Origin of the sequence: Enorma burkinafasonensis (assembly GCF_902150035.1) — a bacterium.
In the GTDB taxonomy this organism is placed as follows: domain Bacteria; phylum Actinomycetota; class Coriobacteriia; order Coriobacteriales; family Coriobacteriaceae; genus Enorma; species Enorma burkinafasonensis.
On sequence record NZ_LR597505.1, the window covers coordinates 87,388 to 108,387 of the forward strand.

General features: G+C 68.0%; 21 protein-coding genes and 2 pseudogenes. 5 read left to right on the top strand and 18 right to left on the bottom strand.

Features of this window, described 5'->3' with window-relative positions; translation table 11 throughout:
• Nucleotides 1-82: 82 nt before the first annotated feature.
• The 3 genes from FS885_RS04395 to FS885_RS04405 form a co-directional block, all read right to left on the bottom strand.
• Entirely contained in the window at nucleotides 83-451 is a 369-nt protein-coding gene (locus FS885_RS04395; RefSeq protein WP_144743789.1) for a hypothetical protein, read from the bottom strand.
• Between the two features lie 293 nt (nucleotides 452-744).
• Entirely contained in the window at nucleotides 745-1,296 is a 552-nt protein-coding gene (locus tag FS885_RS04400; protein ID WP_144743790.1) for a DUF5714 domain-containing protein, read from the bottom strand.
• A gap of 18 nt (nucleotides 1,297-1,314) precedes the next feature.
• Entirely contained in the window at nucleotides 1,315-2,298 is a 984-nt protein-coding gene (locus FS885_RS04405) for a CorA family divalent cation transporter (RefSeq protein ID WP_144743791.1), read from the bottom strand.
• 130 nt (nucleotides 2,299-2,428) lie between these two features.
• Here FS885_RS04405 and FS885_RS04410 point away from each other — a divergent pair, with 130 nt between their 5' ends.
• Entirely contained in the window at nucleotides 2,429-4,390 is a 1,962-nt protein-coding gene (locus FS885_RS04410) for a glycoside hydrolase family 2 protein (protein WP_144743792.1), read from the top strand.
• Between the two features lie 20 nt (nucleotides 4,391-4,410).
• On the opposite strand, the gene FS885_RS04415 is transcribed toward FS885_RS04410, so the two are convergent.
• The 3 genes from FS885_RS04415 to bsh form a co-directional block, all read right to left on the bottom strand.
• Nucleotides 4,411-5,193 (bottom strand): tryptophan-rich sensory protein, encoded by a 783-nt coding sequence (locus FS885_RS04415; RefSeq protein ID WP_144743793.1) that lies wholly within the window; start codon nucleotides 5,191-5,193, stop codon nucleotides 4,411-4,413.
• Between the two features lie 173 nt (nucleotides 5,194-5,366).
• Nucleotides 5,367-7,052: an MFS transporter gene (locus tag FS885_RS04420; RefSeq protein ID WP_144743794.1), complete on the bottom strand. Its 1,686-nt coding sequence runs from the start codon at nucleotides 7,050-7,052 to the stop codon at nucleotides 5,367-5,369.
• A gap of 88 nt (nucleotides 7,053-7,140) precedes the next feature.
• Nucleotides 7,141-8,112, bottom strand: coding sequence for a choloylglycine hydrolase (bsh, locus tag FS885_RS04425; protein ID WP_144743795.1), 972 nt, complete (start codon nucleotides 8,110-8,112; stop codon nucleotides 7,141-7,143).
• 225 nt (nucleotides 8,113-8,337) lie between these two features.
• Here bsh and FS885_RS04430 point away from each other — a divergent pair, with 225 nt between their 5' ends.
• Nucleotides 8,338-9,075 (top strand): YdcF family protein, encoded by a 738-nt coding sequence (locus tag FS885_RS04430; RefSeq protein WP_144743796.1) that lies wholly within the window; start codon nucleotides 8,338-8,340, stop codon nucleotides 9,073-9,075.
• A 49-nt stretch (nucleotides 9,076-9,124) separates the two neighbouring features.
• Here FS885_RS04430 and FS885_RS04435 read toward each other — a convergent pair whose 3' ends face one another.
• The 7 genes from FS885_RS04435 to FS885_RS04465 form a co-directional block, all read right to left on the bottom strand.
• On the bottom strand, nucleotides 9,125-9,409 hold the full coding sequence (locus tag FS885_RS04435) for a cysteine-rich small domain-containing protein (RefSeq protein ID WP_144743797.1): 285 nt from the start codon (nucleotides 9,407-9,409) through the stop codon (nucleotides 9,125-9,127).
• Between the two features lie 44 nt (nucleotides 9,410-9,453).
• Nucleotides 9,454-9,714: a hypothetical protein gene (locus FS885_RS04440; RefSeq protein WP_144743798.1), complete on the bottom strand. Its 261-nt coding sequence runs from the start codon at nucleotides 9,712-9,714 to the stop codon at nucleotides 9,454-9,456.
• A 115-nt stretch (nucleotides 9,715-9,829) separates the two neighbouring features.
• On the bottom strand, nucleotides 9,830-11,287 hold the full coding sequence (locus FS885_RS04445; protein WP_144743799.1) for an aminoacyl-histidine dipeptidase: 1,458 nt from the start codon (nucleotides 11,285-11,287) through the stop codon (nucleotides 9,830-9,832).
• Between the two features lie 485 nt (nucleotides 11,288-11,772).
• Nucleotides 11,773-12,789, bottom strand: a complete 1,017-nt coding sequence (locus FS885_RS04450; protein ID WP_186365779.1) for an aldo/keto reductase — start codon at nucleotides 12,787-12,789, stop codon at nucleotides 11,773-11,775.
• A 106-nt stretch (nucleotides 12,790-12,895) separates the two neighbouring features.
• Complete coding sequence (locus FS885_RS04455) at nucleotides 12,896-13,312, bottom strand: cupin domain-containing protein (RefSeq protein ID WP_144743801.1); 417 nt, start codon at nucleotides 13,310-13,312, stop codon at nucleotides 12,896-12,898.
• Nucleotides 13,313-13,357: 45 nt separating this feature from the next.
• Nucleotides 13,358-14,080, bottom strand: coding sequence for a carboxymuconolactone decarboxylase family protein (locus FS885_RS04460; RefSeq protein ID WP_246060774.1), 723 nt, complete (start codon nucleotides 14,078-14,080; stop codon nucleotides 13,358-13,360).
• Between the two features lie 21 nt (nucleotides 14,081-14,101).
• Entirely contained in the window at nucleotides 14,102-14,461 is a 360-nt protein-coding gene (locus tag FS885_RS04465; protein ID WP_144743802.1) for a cyclophilin-like fold protein, read from the bottom strand.
• A gap of 116 nt (nucleotides 14,462-14,577) precedes the next feature.
• On the opposite strand from FS885_RS04465, the gene FS885_RS04470 reads away from it, so the two are divergent.
• Both FS885_RS04470 and FS885_RS04475 read left to right on the top strand, forming a co-directional pair.
• On the top strand, nucleotides 14,578-15,456 hold the full coding sequence (locus tag FS885_RS04470; protein ID WP_186365780.1) for a LysR family transcriptional regulator: 879 nt from the start codon (nucleotides 14,578-14,580) through the stop codon (nucleotides 15,454-15,456).
• A 48-nt stretch (nucleotides 15,457-15,504) separates the two neighbouring features.
• On the top strand, nucleotides 15,505-16,140 hold the full coding sequence (locus FS885_RS04475; RefSeq protein WP_144743804.1) for a flavodoxin family protein: 636 nt from the start codon (nucleotides 15,505-15,507) through the stop codon (nucleotides 16,138-16,140).
• Between the two features lie 23 nt (nucleotides 16,141-16,163).
• On the opposite strand, the pseudogene FS885_RS04480 reads toward FS885_RS04475, so the two are convergent.
• The 3 genes and pseudogenes from FS885_RS04480 to FS885_RS10070 all read right to left on the bottom strand — a co-directional run.
• Nucleotides 16,164-16,406 (bottom strand): annotated as a pseudogene (locus FS885_RS04480) (putative quinol monooxygenase); the annotation flags it as partial.
• A gap of 62 nt (nucleotides 16,407-16,468) precedes the next feature.
• Nucleotides 16,469-17,545 carry an IS3 family transposase gene (locus FS885_RS04485; protein WP_186365781.1) on the bottom strand — a complete coding sequence of 359 codons (1,077 nt, stop codon included), beginning with the start codon at nucleotides 17,543-17,545 and terminating at the stop codon, nucleotides 16,469-16,471.
• Nucleotides 17,443-17,676, bottom strand: a pseudogene (locus FS885_RS10070) (transposase); the annotation flags it as partial. The gene FS885_RS04485 and the pseudogene FS885_RS10070, both read right to left, overlap by 103 nt.
• 419 nt (nucleotides 17,677-18,095) lie before the next feature.
• Between FS885_RS10070 and FS885_RS04490 the strand changes: the two are divergent.
• Nucleotides 18,096-18,599, top strand: a complete 504-nt coding sequence (locus tag FS885_RS04490; protein WP_144743807.1) for a hypothetical protein — start codon at nucleotides 18,096-18,098, stop codon at nucleotides 18,597-18,599.
• Nucleotides 18,600-18,790: 191 nt separating this feature from the next.
• Here FS885_RS04490 and FS885_RS04495 read toward each other — a convergent pair whose 3' ends face one another.
• Nucleotides 18,791-19,630: a hypothetical protein gene (locus tag FS885_RS04495; RefSeq protein ID WP_144743808.1), complete on the bottom strand. Its 840-nt coding sequence runs from the start codon at nucleotides 19,628-19,630 to the stop codon at nucleotides 18,791-18,793.
• A gap of 27 nt (nucleotides 19,631-19,657) precedes the next feature.
• Complete coding sequence (locus tag FS885_RS04500; protein WP_144743809.1) at nucleotides 19,658-20,950, bottom strand: SPFH domain-containing protein; 1,293 nt, start codon at nucleotides 20,948-20,950, stop codon at nucleotides 19,658-19,660.
• Nucleotides 20,951-21,000: the final 50 nt, after the last annotated feature.

Genomic DNA, 21,000 nt, shown 5'->3' on the forward strand with positions numbered 1-21,000 from the left:
CGGCCCTGTTGTTTGGCGCGGGGCATCGGGTGCGCCGCGGGCCGCGCACGGAAGCCCTCCCGAGCGGTGCGGCCATCTCCCATCAGGCGTACTTGCGGCCCAGACGCATCAGGTGCATCTGGCGTTTGCGCAGGTCCCGGTCACCGAACCGCTCCCGTGCCGTGGTGGCGACATCGCGCAACTTCGCCTCGGTCATCAGCGGCTTGAGCTCACGCTCGACCTGCTCTATGGCGTCGGCGCACGAGAGCTCGCACCCGCAGATCCTGGCCACCATCACGTTGTCGACGACGATGCCGCTCACCGAGAACGCCCCATGACAATGGGGACAGACTGCCTCGTGATCTTCCGGCTCGATGAAGGCCGGTCCGACCGGCTGCATGCGATAGTTCTTCTTCCGAGCGGGCCGTACCTTCTTGCCCATGTGCACCACGCCCCCGATGCCGATTCCCAAACGCGATTCCTCGCTATGCTCGGGTACAGGCTATTCCCCCGTGCGGACAAAACCCGCAGCGCCGGGGAGAGGGACATCGTGTGGGTCGCAAACCTCTGAACCCTCCATACAACGTACGAACCCTATACCGACATCTTCGCCGAGGAAACATGTCGATATAGGGTTCGCAGGATCCGGAGAGGGTTCACAGCTTTCAGCGGCTGCTCAGGAACGCGCGGGAAGTCGGGGGCAGGAAGGCCCGACGAGATCCGGTCGGCCACATGGTCGCTCGGTCACCCGGCCGCCCGCGCGGCTCACGCGCCCCGATGGTACGGGCAGGAGCCCTTCAGACAGGCGGAGTTCCTATCGGAGACCGCGCAGACCGGCACCGTGTCCGCAAGCTCGAAACCGGCGTCGAGCTCGCGGTTGAACCACGCCGCCGCCTCGCGCACGGCGATGCGCGTGTCGCGCTTGCAGCAACGCGGCGCGCCGGCGCGCGCGATCTTCTCGAGGATCGCGGCGACCATGAGCTGAGCCTCGCTCCAGCCCTCGGCACGCAGCGGCGCGTTGCCCGCCGCGATGGCGAACGCCATGCCGCACGACGCCGCGGCGCCGCACACGCCCCACTGGGCGCACGACGCCCCCGGCACGAGCGAGCCGCGCTCGCACATGAGCTCGAGCTGCTCGTCGAGGTCGGCTCCATCCGGCCGGCGCATGCACGCGAGCAGCGCCGCACCGGTGAGCACGTGGTGCACCGGGCCGAACGCCGGGCACTCGTCCTGCGCCATGAGGTGCTCCAGGAGCTCAGCGGGGTCGCTGCCCTCCCACGTGCGGCAGATGTCCGTTATCCATGCGTACGATCCCAAGGTGGCCTCCCTCGCTTCCTATCGGTTCCTATCGCGGTCGCGGTGCCGGCCGCCTCGGCTCCCGTCGAAGCTCAGCCACCCGCGCCGGTGGAACACCCAGATCTCGGCGAGCGCCACCACGAGGCACAGCGCCGCAGCGACAGGATAACCCCACGGCACCGAGATGAGCGGGATGTCCGTGAAATTCATGCCGTACCAGCTCGTGATGAAGGTAAGCGGCATGGCGATGGTGGCCACCACGGTGAGCCACTGCATGATGCTGTTCTGGCGCACGTCGATGCTCTCCTGGTAGAGGCTGTGCACCTGCAGGCTGTAATCCTGCAGCGACTCGAGCCGTGCCGAGAGCCGCTCGAGCTGGCGCGCGAGGCCCGAGAACCGGCCGCGGTCCTCCTTTGGGACGAAGCCGCGCGCATCGTCCGCCAGTACGGTCGCCATATCGAGAAGCCCCTGGTAGTAGACGTCGAGACCGAGCAGGCGGCGCGTGTCCGCCATCATGCGGGCGCGGTCGATGCGCTCCCGCCCGGCGAGGATCCGCTCCTCCAGCTGCTCGTAGTCGTCGCGCACGCGCGATAGCGTCGCGGGATGGTCGTGGAGCGGCAGGCGGAGCAGGGCGCAGAGCGTGCCGGCAGCGCTCGAGACGGGCGCCGCGTCCTCGACCAGCTGCTCGAGCAGGGGCTCGCAGACGCCGCAGCCGTCGACGAGGACCAGCCGCTCCTCCGTGAGCACGAAAGCGAACCGCTTGGCCCGGGATGCCGGGTGCGCACCGGCAGGCAGGACCACGATGCCCGCGGCACCGTCCCCGTCGTGTTCCACGAAGGGCATCGCCGCGTGCTCAGCCTGCTCGAGGACCTCCTCGGCAAGCCGGCCGTGCGCGTAGCGCCTCGCATGGGCGAAACCCGTGAGCAGCACCTCCCCTTCCGCGCACCGCGGGCTCCCGTCCCCCGCCATGGCATCCGCCCGGGGCAGAAGCCTTCCTTCCTCGATCGTCCATCCACGGCTCATCGGCGTCGCCTCCTCGCATCTTCACCAGATATACCCAAACCGCGGTAGCGCCCACCCGGCAGGTCCGGCACCTGACGTGGTAGCATGGCGGGAACCGACCCGTGGCACCGCCGCCGCACAAGGGGGCCCTATGCTGGACATCAAGCGGGCGCTCGCCGCCCTGAACGTTCCCGAGCGGACCGAGACCTTCCCGCTCGCGACACCCTGGGGAGCCGAGCTCTCGGCACGGCTCGCGCGCGACCCCGCAACGGTCCCGCTCCCCGAGCATCCCCGGCCCACGCTCGCGCGCGACCGCTTCACGGTGCTCAACGGCCACTGGGACTACGCCATCGTCCCCATCCCCGGCATGCGGGACGCCGCGCCGCTCGATGCGGAGCGCGCGCTCGAGACCCTGCGCGCCGCCCCGATACCCGCCGCCTTCGACGGCCAGATCACGGTCCCCTTTTCGCCCGAGACCGCCCTTTCCGGCGCGGGCCGCACGGTGGGGCCCTCCGAGCTGCTCTGGTACCGCCGCACCGTGGGTGCACCGGAGCGAGAGCCGGGCGAGCGGCTGGTCCTACACTTCGATGCCGTCGACTGGGCGTGCGCGCTCAGGGTGAACGGGCGGCTCGCCGCGACGCACGTGGGCGGCTACCTCCCCTTCGACATCGACATCACCCCGTATGCGGACGAGGGGGAGGGCGGCGCGCTCGAGCTCGTGCTCGGCGTCTACGACCCCTCCGATGCGGGCGTGCAGCCGCGCGGCAAGCAGCGGCTCGAGCCGGGCGGCATCTGGTACACCGCGCAGAGCGGCATCTGGCAGACGGCATGGCTCGAGGTCACAGGTGCCGCCTACATCGGCGGGCTCGCCCTGAACGGCGCGGCCGACGGCACGCTCGAGGTCGAGGCGACGGTGCGCGACCCCGCGGGCCTGCTGCCGGCCGATACCGTTCTCGAGATCGTGGCCGAGGGCGCCGGCGATGCGCCCTTCCGCGCCGCCATCCCCCTCGACGCGCCCGCGGCCGGGGCAGACGGCGCGCACCTCGTCCATGCGCGCGTCAAGGTCGGAAGCCCCCGGCTCTGGAGCCCGGACGACCCCTATCTGCACGAGGTGGCCGCGACGCTTTCCGCGGGCGGTCACGCGGTCGATACGGCCCGCTCCTACTGCGCCTTCCGCACCGTCGAGATTGCGCGCGACCGGGCGGGCACCCCGCGGATGCATCTCAACGGCGAGCCCGTCTTCCTCAAGGGCGTGCTCGACCAGGGCTACTGGCCCGAGAGCCTCATGACCGCGCCCGCCGACGAGGCCCTCGTCCACGATATCGAGGCCATGCGCGCCGCCGGCTTCACCATGATGCGCAAGCACCTCAAGGTGGAGAGCGCCCGGTGGTACCACCACTGCGACCGCCTGGGGATGCTCGTCTGGCAGGACGCGGTCCAGGGCGCGGGCTCCTACGACCCCTTCTTCACGAGCAAGCTCCCCACCGCCTTCAAGCCCAGCTGGGGCATGCTGCGCGACGACACGCCGCGGGGGCGCGCCGCGCTCTCGGGCGATGACGAGGCGTACCGCGCGGAGTGGCTGGCCACCTGCGAGGGCATGGTGCGCCTGCTGAAGGGCCATCCCTCCATCGTTACCTGGGTGCTCTTCAACGAGGGCTTCGGGCAGTTCGACGCCTGCGCCGTGACCGAGCGCATCCACGCGCTCGACCCGAGCCGCCCCATCGACGCCGTGAGCGGCTGGTACGACCAGCACTGCGGCGACTACCTCTCGCACCACAACTACTTCAGGCCGCTTGCGGTCTGCCGCGACCGGGGCAGGCTCTCCGGCTACGCCGCGGCGCGCGGGTACCGCGCCTACGTGATATCGGAGTTCGGCGGGTGGTCGCAGCCCATCTGGGGCCACACGCTCACCTCAAGCGTCTACGGCTACGGCAACTTCGGCACCGTCGGGGAATGGCGCGCGTTCGTGCGGGGGCTCCTCGGCCAGGCGGACGCGCTCGGGGCCCGGGGCCTTGCGGGCTACGTCTACACGCAGCTCTCGGATGTGGAGGACGAGCTCAACGGCATCCTCACCTACGACCGGCGCGTGAACAAGCTCGCGGACGGGTCGTAGGCGACCGCCGCGCGCGGCGCTCAGCGCCCCCTGAACGGCGGGCGGCGACGCACGCTCACGCGCTCCCAGGGGACGAGCGCGAGCGCCACGCCGAGCACGGAGATCACGATGAGGGCGACGCCCGCGAGGTTCGACGCGGCCATGACGTGCACGCCCACGCCGATGCCCGCCCACGCGACCACAAGGCCGAACACGACGTCGTCGAAGAGCCGGCGCGCCAGGAAGGATGCGAGCACGAACACGATGAGCACGGCGAACGTGGTCACCGCGGGCACCGGGCCCGTGTCAGCCGTGACGGTGCGCGTGAGCACATGCGCGATGTTCGCCACCGCGGCGATGGAGAGCCACGAGGCGTAGAGCGAGAGCGGCGTCCAGTCCCACCGAGCGTTCGAGCGCTTGCGCGTGACCACGTAGAGCGCCACCACGACCGCGAGCAGCACCACGATCACCGGTACCGTGAGGGCGAAGACGCGCAGGTGCCACAGGATGAGCCATGCGATGTTGAGGGCACACGACAGCGCGAAGAGCGCTGCCTCCGCGCCCACCGGCAGCACCGAGAGCCGCCGCGCATGCCGGCGGTCGCGCGCGAGGCGCACCGCCCAGACCGCGAGCCCCAGATAGATGACCGCCCAGATCGTGAAGACGTAGCCGGCGGGCGCGAACCAGGCGAAAACCTCGCCCGACACGTCGGCGGCCGTCACGCCGTTCAAGCGCAGGATCTCGGTGAGCGCGTTGACCGCGACCATGGCCGCGAAGCTCACGCCGACGACGATCGTCTCGATATCGAGAGGTTTCTTCTCCATAGGGGTCCCTTCGCCAGGAGCCGCGAACGCCTTGGTTCCAGTATTCCCCAGCCGGGGCGCCAGGCGGGCTCGGCGGGCGCGGGTGCCCCGAACGGGGCGTTTCGCACGGTGCACGGTCGACGGGTGCCGGCGGGACCTGCCTGCCGACACCCGCCGCGCGCACGCGGACCCGGTTACGCCCTGCTCCCCGCGGCACGCTCCCCGCCGTGTCCCTCGGCCTTGGAGGTCACCTTGATCGCCGGGGTCGTCGCCAGGCCCAGAAGCACGATCGCCGCGCCCACCGCGTAGGCGATGCGCGTCGACTCGAAGCGCGCCTCGGCATCGATGCGCACGAGCTCGCGGCGCTCGGCCTCCGTCATGGGGATACCCGCGATCTGCGTGGCGAACTCGCGGTCGCTGCCCAGATCGACGTTCACGCGTTCCAGCTCGGCGCGGACGCCCTCGGAGATGGCATCGCTTTCCGCCGCGCGCGTGCGCACGCCGTTCGTGATCCCGAACAGGAGGATGGCGCCCAGAAGCGCCACGCCGATGGCCTGGCCGACGTTGCGCATGGTGCTCTGGATGCCGCCGGACTGCGAGGCGTCGCGCTCGTTCACGGCGAGGGCGACGATGTTGCTCGCATGTGAGGACACGGTGCCGGCACCCACGCCCGCGGTGAAGGCGCCCAGGTAGACGCCGGCGGCGCTACACCCGTCGATCGTGACGGAGAAGGCCATGATGCCGAGGGCGGCCGCCATCGCCAGGTAGCCCACCTGGATGACGTGGCGCGGGTTGGCATGCGGCAGGAGCTTGGGGATTCCGAGCGCGCAGGCGAAGGTGGGAACGCCCGTCACGATGGAGATCACGCCCACGTCGACCGGCGACCATCCGGCGACGAGCTGCAGGTAGGGCGCCATGAGAATGGACTGCGCGCCCATGAAGAAGAACGCGAGCGCGTTGGCGACGAGCCCGGCGCGCACCTGCGGCGTGGTGAGGAACGAACGCGGCAGGAGCGCGATGCCGTGCGCGCGCTCCACGCCCTGCTCGACCTTGACGAGCACGCCGAGCACCACGATACCGACAAGCGCCATCGGCAGCGCCGGCGAGATGCCGAGCACGGTGAACGGGCAGGTCTCGAGCGGCTCGATCAGCCCCCACGTGGAGACGTTCGAAAGGCCCATGAGCATGAGGAAGAGGCCTGCCGCCGCGAGCGCCACGCCCGCGCCGTCGAAGTGCAGGTGTCCATCGGGCTGCGCGATGGCGGGCAGGCACAGCGAGAGGATGAGCACCATGACGAAGTAGACCGAGAGGATCGCGAAGGTGATGCGCATGCCACCCGTCTCCATGACGACGCCGAGCATGAGCGGCAGCACGGCCGAGAGCCCGGAGGCGGCGCCGATGCAACCGAATGCCACCATGCGGTTGGCGCCGCGGTACATCATGGGGATGAGCCCCAGGACCGAGGGGATCATGAAGCTCGCGCCGAAGCCCACGAGCACGCGGCCCACCCAGATGAAGACCGTCATGTTGGGGGCGAAGGCGAGCGCCATCTCGCCGGCGGCGCACAGGAGCGTGCCGATGCGGAAGCTCTTCTTCCACCCGATGATGGTACCCACGAGGCCTCCCGCGATCATGAACGCGCCGCCCACGAGCGGGTAGACCATGTTCGCGAGCTGGATCTCCTGCGTGGTGGCGCCGAGCTCGTGGGTGAGCGCCGCGGTGGCGAGCGAGAGGGCGCCGTTGTCGCCGGTGGCGCCCATCTGCGCGAGGATGAGGATGACGATCGGGATGACGAGGAACTTCTCCCGAGTCGCGGGAGCGGCGCCGGCGCTCGCGCCGGCGGCGGGAGCGACCGTCCCGCCTGTGGATGCGGTGTGCATGAGTGCCCCTTTCAGGCAGCGGATTGTGCAATCGGGTTGGTAGATGCCGGCAGGCGGACGCGGGCCCGCCCGCCGGCGCGCGGCTCCGCTAGGCGGCGGCCTCCATCACGAAGGGCTCGTTCCCGCTCAGGTCGCACGACGAGAGCGGATAGGCCCTGATCGTCGGGTCGTCGTAGGTCGCGTGGTAGTACGTGAGGGTCGCCGCCGAGAAGCAGCTCGTGTAGAGCGTGACCTCCTCGGAGCCGTCGGCCATGGCGGCGCAGCCCATCGGCACGCCCACCGAGCCGAGCGTGCGGAACAGGCGCGTGACGTTATCGGCCTCGGAGCCCTGGACCGGGTAGTGACCGTTCACGAACGCCGCCTTGACGAAGCGCGCGGGGCCGCTGTAGTCGCCGGGCATGCCGTGCAGACCCATGCCGGACCCGAACGGCGCGAGCTCGGCCGCGCCCCACGCCGCCTTGCTCGGGGTGTCGCCCGAAAGGACGAGGTAGTTCCTCAGGTTCTGGCGGTGCCAGCCGAAATCGGGCTCGTTGGTGAGGACGTCGACGTCATCCTCCCAGACCTTGAGGCCGCCCTCGAGGCACTCGACCACGATGCTGCCCGTCGCGTCGCCGACGATCCAGTGCAGGTTGGCCACCGGGAGCTGCTCGTTCACCGCCTTCGCGACGACGGTCACCCGCCCGAGCGCGGCGCGCGCCTCATCGACGCTCGCGAAGTTGCGGGCGACCCAAAAGGGGAACTCGTATGCCGCGACGTTGACGGCGCCCTCCGCGGGGGCGGCGGCGTAGCGGGCGCTCTGGGGGAAGTTGAGTCCGGCGACCGCGAGGCCGGCGTCGTTGCCGCAGTCGAAGTACAGAGGCACGCCGCCCACCACGATGCCCATGCCGATGACCGTATGGCCGGCGCCGGCGGCGAGGTCACTTGCCCGCTCGAAGGCCGGCGGGACCTCAGCCGCAGAGGGCGTCACCACCACGCGCTCACCGTATCCCTGGGTCCAATCGAGGTTGCGGCCGAAGAACATGTTCCCCGCCGCATCGGTGAAGCGGATACCCGTACACATGAGGCAGCCCCTTTCCACCCGCGCGATCGCACGCGGGCATGCTGGAAGTAGATACCGTTCTCGTACCCCATCCAACGCCGCAAACCCTGAAGGCGGACTTAACATTCCTTACGAAGGGGCGACGGCGGCTGCCGCGGTGCCCCTTCCCGCCGCGCTCCGCACGGGTTGCCCTTCCCGCCTCGCTACCGGCATAATCTCGGTAGGCCCTAAGGGAGGAGGTCCATCGTGGAGGCCGTGACGCTTGCCACAGGTATCGCGCTCGCCGCCTACGGGCTCGCCATCTTCCGGCCGCGCTCGGGGTCGTCTTGCCATGTCGGCTGGCTGGCGGCAGGCGCGCTCCTCGGGCTGGCGGGCGCCGCCGCGCTCATGTTGCCCCATGCACGCGCGCTCAGCGCACTCGCGACCGTCCTCGGCACCATCGCCGCGCTCGCCCTCGGTACGGCCGCGGTGCTCGGAGCCCGCATCATGGCGGAGGCGCGCACGGTGCCGCCGGCAGGCCTCCCCTGCATCATCGTGCTCGGCGCCCACGTGCACCCGGACGGCACGCCCTCGCGCGCCCTGCGCCAGCGTCTCGAGGCGGCGCGCGCCTACCTTGACGCGAACCCCGCCACGGTCGCGGTCGTCTCGGGCGGACAGGGCCCGGACGAGACCTCCACCGAGGCCGACGCCATGGCGGCATGGCTCATCGCGCACGGCATCCGCCCGGGACGTATCCTGCGCGAGGACCGCTCAACCACCACGGCCGAGAACCTCCGCTACGCCCGGCGGCTCCTGGGCGGCACCGAGCCGGTGGGTATCGTCACCAACGACTTCCACCTCTGGCGGGCGCTGCGCATCGCGCACCGGGCGGGCCTCGCGGGCGCCCGCGGCATCCCCGCGCCCTCGACCCGGCTCTACCTGCCCAACAACCTCATGCGCGAGTGCCTCGCGGTGTGCAAGAACCTGCTCGCCAAGACGATGTGACGCGCGCCGCTAGCGTCAGCGCGCCGCTAGCGCCAGCGCGCCGCCGACGCTAGCGCCTCGCCGCCAGCTCCTTGATGCGCTCGAACTGGCGCATCAGGTAGTCGTAGTTCTCGCGCCGGTGCGGCAGCGTGCAGCGGCTGCAGTCCTTGATGTCATGGTTCTCGCCCACGTAGGTGGGATTGCCCCCGCAGTCGGGACCCAGGGCGTAGAGCGGGCAGAAGCAGAACAGGCAGTTGAGCTCGTCTGCCGGCATGTCGTGGCATGGGTAGAACTCGCAGGAGCTGTGGTTGAAGAACTTGTAGCGCTCGGTCCGGGGACCCGCTTGCTCGGACATGGGGAACCTCCCGAAAACATGCGCGCCCAGGTGGGCGCGGAAGATCAGCGCTCGACGCGCCAGGAACCGTCCGCGAGGCCCGCGCGGACGAGATGGACCGCCATCACGGCGAACACAATCGTCCCCACGATACCGATCGGGATACCGGCCCGTTGGATGACCATGACGTAGCAGGTGGAAACGGCGAACCAAGCGAGCAGCGCGGCGCCGGCGAAGCAGATCGCCCGCTTGAGCCAGACGGGCATGCGCGGCGCGGGCTTGGCCTCCCGCGGTGCATCTTCCCGCCGTGTGCGCCCCTTCGCCATCCGAACCTCCTCATGTCCGCCTCTCCGCCGCATTATAGAGCAAGCGAGCCCCGCCCGCCGAGACGGCGGACGGGGCTCCAAGATCGGGTGCTAAGCTGGCCGCTCGGCCATGCTCCTACGCGGCGAGACGGCGCAGGCAGTCGACGAGCAGCTGGTAGAAGCGTTCGGAGGACGCGAGCTCCATGCACTCGTCGGGCGTGTGCACGTTCGCGAGCGTGGGGCCGACGGCGATCGCGTCGAGACCGGGCAGCGCCTCGGCGAACAGGCCGCACTCCAGGCCGGCGTGGATCGACTCGATGCGCAGCTCGGTACCGAAGAGCTCACGGTAGCTCTCCTGGAAGATCTCGCGCACGGGCGAGTGCTCGACGTAGCTCCAGCCGGGGTACTCGTTCTCGAAGGCCGCGTCGAAGCCGAAGGCGTCGGCGAGGGTCTGCATGCGCTCCTTGACGTCCTCCTGCAGCGAAGTGATCGAAGAGCGCGGCGACATCAGGAACAGGACCTGGTCGTCGGAGGTCTGCACGACGCCGATGTTCGAGGAGACCTCGACGAAGCCGTCGGCGGCGACGTTGCGGCGCATCACGCCGTTGGGGGCGAGGCGCAGCGCGCTGATGAGCGCGTGGGCGGAGGCGTCGTCGATCGCGTCGGCCTCGACGCTGTCGGCGACCTCGATGGTGCAGGTGAAGCCGGGGTCGAAGACCTCGAGCTCAGCGGTGATCTCGTCGACGACGGCCTGGGCGGTCTCGGCAGCGGCCTGGGCGGCAGCGGCGTCGGCGTAGATGAGGACGGCCGTGCACTCGCGGTTGATCGCGTTGTCCTTCGTGCCGCCGTTCATGCTCACCAGGCGCGGCTCGCCGGTGCGCATGAGCTTCTCGATGATGCGGGCCATGAGCAGGTCGCCGTTGCCGCGCTCGAGGTCGATGTCCTGGCCGGAGTGGCCGCCCATGAGGCCCGAGATCTCCATCGTGAGGGTCGAGCCCTTGACGTGCTCGCGGGTCACCGGGCGCGTGAGCGTGACCACGACGCCGCCGGCGCAGCTCACCGTGGCGACGCCCTCCTCCTCGGAGTCGAGGTTCACCATGATGCGCGCGTCGATCTGCGACTTGTCGAGCGTCTCGGCGCCGATGAGGCCGGTCTCCTCGTCCGTGGTGAACACGCACTCGAGCGCCGGATGGACGAGCGAGTCGTCGTCGAGCACCGTCATCATGAGGGCGACAGCGATGCCGTTGTCGGCGCCGAGCGTGGTGCCGTTGGCCGTGAGGACGCCGTCGGTCACCACGAGGTCGATGCCGTCGCGCTCGAAGTCGTGCTCGACGCCGGCGCGCTTGTCGCACACCATGTCGATGTGGCCCTGTAGCATGACCGCCGGGGCACCCTCGGCGCCGGCGCTCGCGGGCTTCTTGATGATGACGTTGTTGACCTCGTCCTGGTAGACCCAAAGGCCGCGCTCCTTGGCGAACGCGACGAGGAAGTCGCTGATGCCCTTCTCGTTGCCCGACCCGCGCGGGATGGCGCTGATGTCCTCGAAGAAGTGGTAGAGCTTCTCGGGCTCGTAGCCGGTGATCTTGTAGTCCATGCGAACCTCCTTGCATCTACCGCGCCGGGACCTCCGCGCGCGGCTTCTTACCCGGAACCATCATCGCAGATTCATGCCGACGCGAAGCGGTCGATTACGCAAGCAGCCGCCCGGCGTCTGGGAGCGGCAGGTTATATGCGCTTCTGCGCAGAATCTATACACTTCCCGCCGGCTCAACCATGCGTTCACGACTTCCTTCCACGTGCTGCAAGGGACCCGCCCTCGCGATACCGGCACACGCGGCATGCGTCGCCTCCTTGGCGGCCCCGTTTGCGGCGAATACCGCGCGGACATCGGGCCGCTCGACAAACTCGTTTCGGTATTCGGTGCGAAAAACGCGACCCTGCGCGATACACGGATTTTCAATTATTAAAACCGCAGGTCACGGAAGTGCATCTCTGACATCTCCACGTCCATAGGAAAAGTTCGCACCGAATACCGCAACGAGTTGCACAACCCCCCGTCTTGAGGACCTATCTGCTGCCCTATTTCGCGTTCGGGTTCGTGGTGCCCGCAAGCGGCTTCTCGCCGGGGCGCGCCGCCGGGCCCACGAGTTCATGCGCCACATACGGTTCCTCGAGGTAGGCGACCTCATCCGGCGTGAGCGCAACATCGAGCGCCGCCACCGCGTCATCCACGCGTTCGGGCGTGGAGCAGCCCACGATGGGCGCCGCCACACCGCGCGACCACTGCCAGGCGAGCGCGACGCGCGCCATCGGCACGCCATGGTGCCCCGCCACCTCGGAGACGCGCTCGACGATGGGCATGTCGCGCTCGCGGTCGGCGTCGTACTTGTTGCGCATCGCGGCATCGGTCGTCGAGCGCGTGCTCGCGGAATCCCAGGTGGGGCGGCACAGGTGCCCCGAGGCGAGCGGGCTGTACGGCGTGAGCGCCATCCCGAACTGGCGGCACACGGGGATCATCTCGCGCTCGTCCTCGCGGTAGAGCAGATTGTAATGGCACTGCATGCTCGTGAACTTGGTCCAGCCGTTCCGCTCGGCCGCGACCTGCATGTTGTGGAGCTGGTAGGCGTACATGGCGCTCGTGCCGATCGCACGCACCTTGCCGGCGCGCACGAGGGAGTCCAGCGCCTCCATGGTCTCCTCGATGGGCGACTCGTAATCGAAGCGGTGGATGATGTAGAGATCCAGATAGTCCGTGCCCAGACGCGCGAGCGTGCCGTCGATCTCGCGCTCGATCGCCCCGCGCGAGAGCCCGCCCTCGTTGAAGAACACCTTGCTGGCAAGGACCACCCGATCGCGCGCCACGCCCAGCTCGCGCAGAGCCCGACCGATGTACTCCTCGCTCGTGCCGTGCGCGTAGCAGTTGGCCGTGTCGATGAAGTTCACACCCAGCTCGAGGGCGCGTTTGATCACGGCCCGCGTCTCGTCCGGACCGATGGTCCACTGGTGGAAGTCCGCCGATGCCTGCCCGAAGCTCATGCCGCCTATACACAAACGCGGGATCTTGATGTCGGAGTGGCCGAGCGTCGTATCGCTCATATTCGCCATCGTTCACCTTTCTCGCTGTTCACAAAATGGTACGGATCGGGCATCGCGTGCCAACCCGACACGCGATGCCCCAGAGGAAGAGCCGGAGCGGGCGCGTTTACGCAGGATACTGCTCGTCCGTGACGGGCTCGAGCCACTCGTTCGAGCAGTTCTCGCCCGGTGCCTCGAAGGCGATGTGGGAGAACCAGCTGTCGCGCGCGGCGCCGTGCCAGTGCTTCACGCCGGCGGAGATAACCACGACGGTGCCCGGCATGAGCTCCTGAGGATCCCTGCCCCACTCCTGGTACCAGCCGCGACCGTCGGTGCAGATGAGAATCTGCCCGCCGCCCCTATCGGCGTGGTGGACGTGCCAGTTGTTGCGGCACCCCGGCTCGAAGGTCACGTTGGACATGCCGACGCCGCACTCCGCGGCGTCGGTCAACGGGTTCAGGTACGAGTTGCCGATGAAGTACCGGGCGTAGCCGTCGTTGGGGTCGCCCAGGCCGAACATGGGGGTGAAGGCGTTCTCTGACATGATTATCCTCCTTTACTCGATGGGTCGAAGGGGCTGTCCCTGCAACTACTTGGCGGCGTTATCGATGCAGGACAGCGCGTTCAGGCTACGCGGATAGCCGATATAGGGCAGGATCTGCATGACCACGCGGTAGAGGAAATCCTTCGTGCGCCCTAGGTTGAGGTTCGCCCCGGCGTGCGCGGTGGCCTGCGGCTCGCAGCCGCCCTGCGCCACGAGGTAGCAGAACGTGACCATCTCGCGATCGAGGTCCGAGAGGCCGCCGCGCGTGTAGTAGTCGCCGAAGCAGTTCTCGGCGAGCCACAGGTTCACGTTGGCACGCTCGGCGGGACCGGTCTTCCAGTTCTCGCGCATGTGCTCGCCGAAATAGTCGATCTGCTTCTGATTGCCCGCGACACCGCGCGTCTCGAGCGTCGTGGTGCCCTGCGCGGGCGGCGGAAGCTCCACGCCCTTCTGGGCAAACACCTCGTTCATAGCCGAGAAGAACGGGCGGGTCCGGCCGATACCCAGGTACGCCGTGCCCTGGTAGACGACCTCGCGAGCCTCGATGGGCGTCACGGCCTCGAGATCGAGGGCCTCGGCAAGCGTGACGCGGAACTGCTCGGCACCCTGGCAGCCGAGCAGCGCCGCCAGGATCGCGAGGTAGCGCTCACGCGCCGGAAGCGCGGCCGCGGGCTCGCCGGGGACCTCCTCGCCCGCGAAGTACGCGAAGCGCTCCGCGAACTCCGGGTCGGTCATCTCGAATTCAGTCATGCCTGCAGATAGTGACATCGTTTCTCCTCTCTCAACCAGCTAATTGCTCAGCTCGATGCGAACGTCGCGGGTTCCCGAGAGGCCGTGCAGCATGTCGAGCGGACCCACCGCGTAACCCAGCGTGACCTGGCCGCCGTAGCGCGCGGAGTTGCGTTCGTCGTCGAAGAAGAGCGCGAGCCAGTCGCCCTCGGGCTTGTAGTTGAGGTCGCCGTCGGACCAGCCGGGATGGACGTCGGCGGCATCGTGCGGCAGCGGGAAACCCAACTGCCCACAGCATCCCACGCTCGAGACGCTCATAGGGAGCACCTGCGGAAGCCGCGCCGCGAGCGCGCGGGCGGCGGGGGACCCGTTCAGCTCGATGGGCACCATGATCTCGCCTATCCTGAGCTCGATCCCCATAGCCAACCCTTCAGCCTGGTGAAGTTCCTCCTTGGCTCCATTCTCTACCGGAGATAGTTTCACTACAATTGCTTATATCTCATATCGTGGTATTCCATTCTCTTATGGGAGCACACATGGAACTCAGAACCCTTCGCTACTTCCTCGCTGTCTGCGAGCACGGCACGATGTCGCGCGCCGCCGAGGCGCTGCACGTGACGCAGCCCGCGCTCTCCCGGCAGATCGCGGCCCTCGAGCGCGAGCTCGGCACCCCGCTCCTCGAGCGCCACAGCCGCAGCGTCACGCCCACCGAACGGGGCCTCTACCTGCAACGGCGCGCGCAGGAGATCGTCGGCCTCGCGGACCAGACCGCCTCGGACCTCGTGCGTGGCGAAGACATCGTGGAGGGCGATGTCTTCATCGGCGCGGGCGAGTCGGAGGGCCTGCGCGTGATCGCCAGCCACGTGCGCGCCTTTCGCGAAAGGTATCCCGGCGTTCGCTTCCATCTGCACAGCGGCAACGCGCCGGACCTCATCGAGCGCTTGGAGCACGGCGTCGACGACTTCTCCGTGCTCATGAGCTACCCCGACGTAGACCGCTACGCCCACCTGCGCCTCTCCCCCACCGACGCCTGGGGCGTCCTCATGCGCGACGACGACCCGCTGGTCGCGCACGAGGCCATAAGCCCCGCCGACCTTCTCGACGCGCCGCTCGTCGTGCCGGAGCGCCACGCCAGGGGCGCCCGCCTCACCGGCCTTCTCGCCACGTGGTTCGGCGAGCGAGCCGCCGAAACCAGCATCGCCGCGACGTACAACCTCGCCTTCAACGGCGCGCTGCTCGCGCGTGAGGGCGTTGGCCGCATGGTCTCCTTCGACGGGCTCACGACAGTGGGCCCGGGTACGGGGCTGGAGTTCCGCCTGCTCTTCCCGCCGCTCGTCTCGGTCATCGATCTCGCCTGGAAGCGCGATGTCGCACTCTCCCACCCTGCGCGCCTTTTCCTCGATAGCCTGCAATAATTGAGGAAGACAATCCTCGAACCACTTCCGTCGTCAAAAGGAGGAGCCATGAAGGTCATGCTCGTGAACGGCAGCCCGCACAGGGCGGGAAGCACCAACCGCGCGCTCGAGGAGGTGGCGCGCACGCTCGAGTCGGAGGGCATCGGGGCGGAGGTCTTCTGGATCGGCGCGCGGCCCGTGGGCGGGTGCGTGGCCTGCGGCGGCTGCGCCAGGCTGGGCCGCTGCGCGTTCGACGACGTGGTGAACGAGTTTAGGCCCAAGGCCGCCGAGACCGACGGCTTTGTCTTTGGCGCTCCGGTACACTACGCGCACGCTGCGGCGTCGCTTCTGGGCTTCATGGACCGCCTCTTCTACAGCAACGGCCGCGCGGGCGAGCCGGATGTGCTCGCCTACAAGCCGGCGGCCGCCGTGGCGAGCGCCCGGCGCGCCGGCACCACCTCGGCCTTCGACGACATCAACAAGTTCTTCACCATCGCTCAGATGCCGGTGGTGAGTTCGCGCTACTGGAACAACGTGCACGGCAATGCCGCCGAAGAGACCAAGCAGGATGCCGAGGGCCTCTGGACCATGCGCCAGCTCGGGCGCAACATGGCCTGGATGCTCAGGTGCCTCGAGGCGGGGCGCGCCGCGGGCGTGGAGCCGCCGACGCAGGAGGCCGGCGAGACGACGAACTTCATCCGGTAGGGGTGACGGCGGCGAGCGCCTCGTCACTCGCGAATGAAGGCCTGGTCGCGAGCGGGCATGCCGGCGTCGTCGGTCACATAGCGCTCCGCAGTCATGTGCAGGTCGTACTTGTCGCGCAGCTCCGCGATCTTGCCCATCATGGGCGAGGCGTGGTGCGCGTCGAGCGCCGCCTGGTCTGACCAGGCGTCAACGAGCAGCACCGTCTCGGGGTCGTCGAGCGGCTGGAAGTAGCGGTATCGGACGTTGCCCTCCTCCGCGCGGATGAATCTACCCCGATTTCGTTTACACCCTGATCTGTCTCAACATATCGGACAGGGAGCGGTCGGTTCTAGGCGGCCAGCGGCACCTCCCCTCCGGTCTCCCCGTCGCCCGCTAGGGCGGCCTCGATGCGCCCCATGAAGGCGTCCATGCGCTCGGCCGGGATCTGGTAGCCGATCGTCGAGTGGGGGCGCTGCCTGTTGTAGTAGCCCTCGATGTACTCGAAGACGGCGCGCCGCGCCTCGTCGCGGGTCGCCCGGCTCCCGAGCGAGTACATCTCGTTCTTGAGCGTGGCGGAGAACGACTCGGCGACGGCGTTGTCGTGGCAGCTGCCCGTGCGGCCCACCGACAGCCTCACGTCGTTGGCGGCGGCCCAGTCGGCGAGTGCCCTCGAGGTGTACCGGGAGCCGCGGTCGGAGTGGAAGATCGCGCCGCCGGCCACGTAGCCGCGCGAGCGGGCCATCTCCAGCGCCGAGACGGCGAGCGCGGCCGCCATGCGCTCCGACATCGACCAGCCGACGACCATCCTGGTCGCGAGGTCGATGACCACGGCCAGGTAGAGCCACCCCCGGCCCGTGCGCAGGTAGGTGATGTCGCCCACGGGCACGGTGGTGGGCACCGGCGGGCGGAACCGCCTGCGCACCAGGTCGGGGCGCCCGGGCGCGCCCGGGTCGGGCACGGTCGTCACCTTCCTCGCGTTCTGCACGACGCCGCGTATGCCCAGCTCGCGCATGAGCTTCCGCACGCGGTAGAGCGCGAGGCCCATGCCCCGGGCGGCGGGCCGCACGCGCACCGTCCGGGCGCCGAGCCGGCCGCCGGAGGCCTCCCGGCGCGCCATGACCGCGTCGCGCGCGTCGGCCCACGGGTCCGAGCGCCCGCGCTTCAGCCAGTCGTAGAAGCCGGACCTGCTCGCGCCGAGCAGCCTCGCCATCATGCCGATCGGGTGGTCCGCCCTCTCCGCCTCCATCAGCAGGTAGTGCTCGGCTACCCCTGGGTCCCGGCGAAGAAGGCCGCGGCTTTTTTCAGGAACTCGTTCTCCATCTCCAGCTCGCGCACCCTCTTCTTGAGCTGCCTGAGCTCGGCGTCGGGGTCCCCGGTCGGGGCGCCGGCGCCCCCCCCCAGCTCGCGCCTGCGCTTGACGACCCACGCGTTGACCGTCTTGGAGTTCGGGCCGAGCTCCTTGCAGCACTCGGTTATCGGCCTGCCGGAGGAGATGATGTAGTCCGCGGTCTCCCGGCGGAACTCCTCGGTGTACTTGGTGGCGGGGTTCTGTCCCATGTCTGCCTGCACCTTCTCTCGGAAACTTATAGATAGGTATTATCCGGGGTTACGGGCACCTCGGACTCCCTGTCCGATAAAAGAGTACAGCTCACTCACGGGGACGGGAGAGCTGCGGTGCGGCTACTGCGACTCGAGCTTTACGGTGGCGGAGGTCGAGGCGGCCTTCGCGCCTCGCCTTGAGCGCGCCGATTCCCGGATGACGGATACTTTGCCCCCGACGGGGCCGACACATGACGTCGCGCCCATGAGGACCTACACCTGCGCCTCATGCGCCGCCGAGCTCGTGTGTGACGCCACGGCCGCGATCACGGAGTGCCCGTACTGCGGCAACCAGGCTTCCTGGGTTTGCTGCCAATCGCTTCGACTTGGGTCAGGAGGAGTGCCGGGATCGAGCCGAGCGACGCATCATCTCGACCATGGAGGACGTTCTTCGGGACACTGTGACCGGATACGACTCGGTTTGCACGGAGAGTTGCGACGCGAAAGCGTCTTGGCAGGAGGCTACATTTGCGTTGCTGCCAGTGTGGGTGCTATACACCACGTGGGGTGGCAGGGGATTTCTCTTTGCCATGAACGGCCAGACCGGGAAGCTCGTCGGCGACCTTCCGATTGCTGCGAGTAAGGTCGCCGCGTGGTTCGTGGGCATTTTCGCTGTTGCGCTTGGTATGATGATCGCCGCAACCTCGGTGTTTGATTTGTTCGAGGACGACAAGACACTGAGACTTGCAGCCCAATTTGGCGTTCCCGCGCTAGTGGCTATCGTCACCTGCCTCTATTTCTATTCCGAGATGAGAACCGCCCGAGAGGCGACGCAGGCGAATGGGTTCATGAGGCGCGAGACGTTTGATCTGACGGACAAGGCCGACATCTTCACGTCCACGAGCGTGACGAGGCGTAGGATCGAGAGGACCGACAAGTAGAGGCGGCGTCTCGGTCGGTGCCAGAGCGAGGCCGTCCCGCCACCGGAGGAGTTGGTGGGCGGGACGGCCTCTAACTGACTAGGGATTACTGGAAGATGGAACCGGGCGCCCCTCCGGATGCCTTGCTACTGGAAGGGCGCCCAGACCGATGCGGGCTTCAGGCGCGCGTATGGAAGGCCGTATGCCAGCGCCTATGCGGCGAATGAGTACGTCGCGATGGTCTCGTAGGTGTTCGCGTCATAGACCTCAAGCTCGCCCTCAACGGAAACGAGGGACGCGAGGTCGGGGACGTCGCTCTGTCCGAACCACATGAATGTCTCGGCGGTGCAGCCGGGCTTGATGGTCTCGCTCAGCACCGGGTCGGCCATGATGCCGTTTACGGAGAAGGTGCCCCACGAGGCGTCTACCGAGATGTCAGAGGCGGAGTTGTTGGTAATCCTCAGGGTGTAGCCGGAGTCGCCCGCCCAGTCGGTCTTCTTGTTTACGATCTCGATAGTGCAGGTGTCATCGTTCACGATCTGCTGATTGACCTCCTCGACGATCTCCTCATCGTCACCCCAGGAGCTTCCGGCATCCTCTCCTTCCTCGGACTCCGCGAGCCAATCGAGGGCACTCGCGGCGTCTTCCTTGAGCTTGGTCGCGTCTTCGTCGCTGAGTTTCTTGAAGGACATCACCTCACCGTCCAAGTCGAGACTGAGAAGATCGTCCTCCAGAGTGGCTGTGACGGTCTCGCCCTCGAAGGTGATGTCGCACTCGCTCGCGCTCTTCGCCTCCCACGTGCCTTCGAGAAGCTCTCCCATGAGATTGAGCTCTGCCCTGCCCTCATCCTGCAGGTCAACATAGCAATAGATGCCTAACGCCTTCATGAGGTCGATGTCTTCTGAGGTAAGATCCGGGGCTTCGGTCAATTCCCAGGTACCTAGGAAAGCCTTTGTCGGGTCTCCGCCCCCGCCGCTTCCGCTGCAGCCCACCAAGGCAAGACAAATCGCTACCACGGTGGCAAGCGCCAAGACAAACCGATTTCTCTTCATGATACCCTCCTTGCTCGTACGCTACCGTCAAGAGTGTGGCCTTCCGCACTCCATGCAGAACTTGCCCGTGTTGACTGCCCCGCAGCTGCATGTCCATTCGGCGGTCTCCGGTCTCGGGGATCCGCACTCGGGGCAGAAGCGGCCTGTGTTTACGGACCCGCAGCTACAGGTCCATGAGCCAGCGGTACTCGGCTTGGGCGCTCCGCACTCCATGCAGAACTTGCCCACGTTGACTGCGCCGCAGCCGCAGGCCCAGGTGTTTGGTGAGGCAGGTGCGGCGTCAGGGGCGGGCGGGGTCGCCTGCTGCTGGGCTCCCATCTGAAATAGGTTGCCTGCTCCCATGCCGCCGGCCATGCCGGCGAGGCCCAGCCCCATGAATCCCGCCATGGCCCCTCCCTCGTTGGAGGCGGCGGTACGCATGGCATCGGACTGCGCGGCTGCCAGGTTCGCGGCTGCCATGGTGGGATCGCGCATGACCGCGGCCTTCTGCAGCTCCTTAATCATCGCCTCGTCCTCGGGCGACGCCGAGATGGTGTTTACCCCGAAGGCCGCGACCTGAATGCCGCGCGTCTCCGCCCAGCTGTCACTCAGAACCTCATTGAGGGCGCGAGAGAGCTCCATGGTGTGCCCGGGCACGGCGCTGTACCTGATGCCCATCTCCGAAATCTTCGCGAAGGCGGGCTGCAGGGCGGTGAGCAGCTCGCTCTTGAGCTGGGAGTCAATCCTGTCGCGGGTGTAGACGTCCTGGATGTTGCCGCACACGTTCTTGTAGAACAGCAGCGGGTCGGTGAGGCGGTAGGAGTACTCGCCGTTGCAGCGCACCGCGATGTCCACGTCCAGGCCGATGTTTCTGTCGACCACGCGGAAGGGGACCGGGGATGCCGTACCGTACTTGTTGCCGACGATCTCCTTGGTGTTGAAGAAATAGATGCGCTGGTCACGGCCTGTGTCTCCGCCAAAGGTGAAGCGGCGGCCCAGCGTCTCGAACGAACGCCTGATGCTGTCGCCGAGGTTGCCGGCAAATACGCTCGGCTCGCTGGAGCTCTCGAAGACGAACTCGCCAGGCTCGGCGCAGGCCTCGACCACGGCACCCTGCTCGACGATGATCATGCACTGGCCCTCATTGACGGCGACGATTGACCCATCGGAGATGACGTTGTCCTCGCCCTTGGTATTTGAGCTGCGCCCGTGTGCTGAGGTCCTCTTCTGGCCCTTCGCGGCGAGGACGTTGGCGTCCAACGAGTCGCAGTAGAAGAACTCACGCCACTGATCGGCGAGAACGCCGCCGACGGCTCCGGTGCCAGCCTTGAGAAGTCCCATGGTTGCCTCCAATGACGGTGTCGGAAGGACGGGATGGTGAGTCTCGGCTG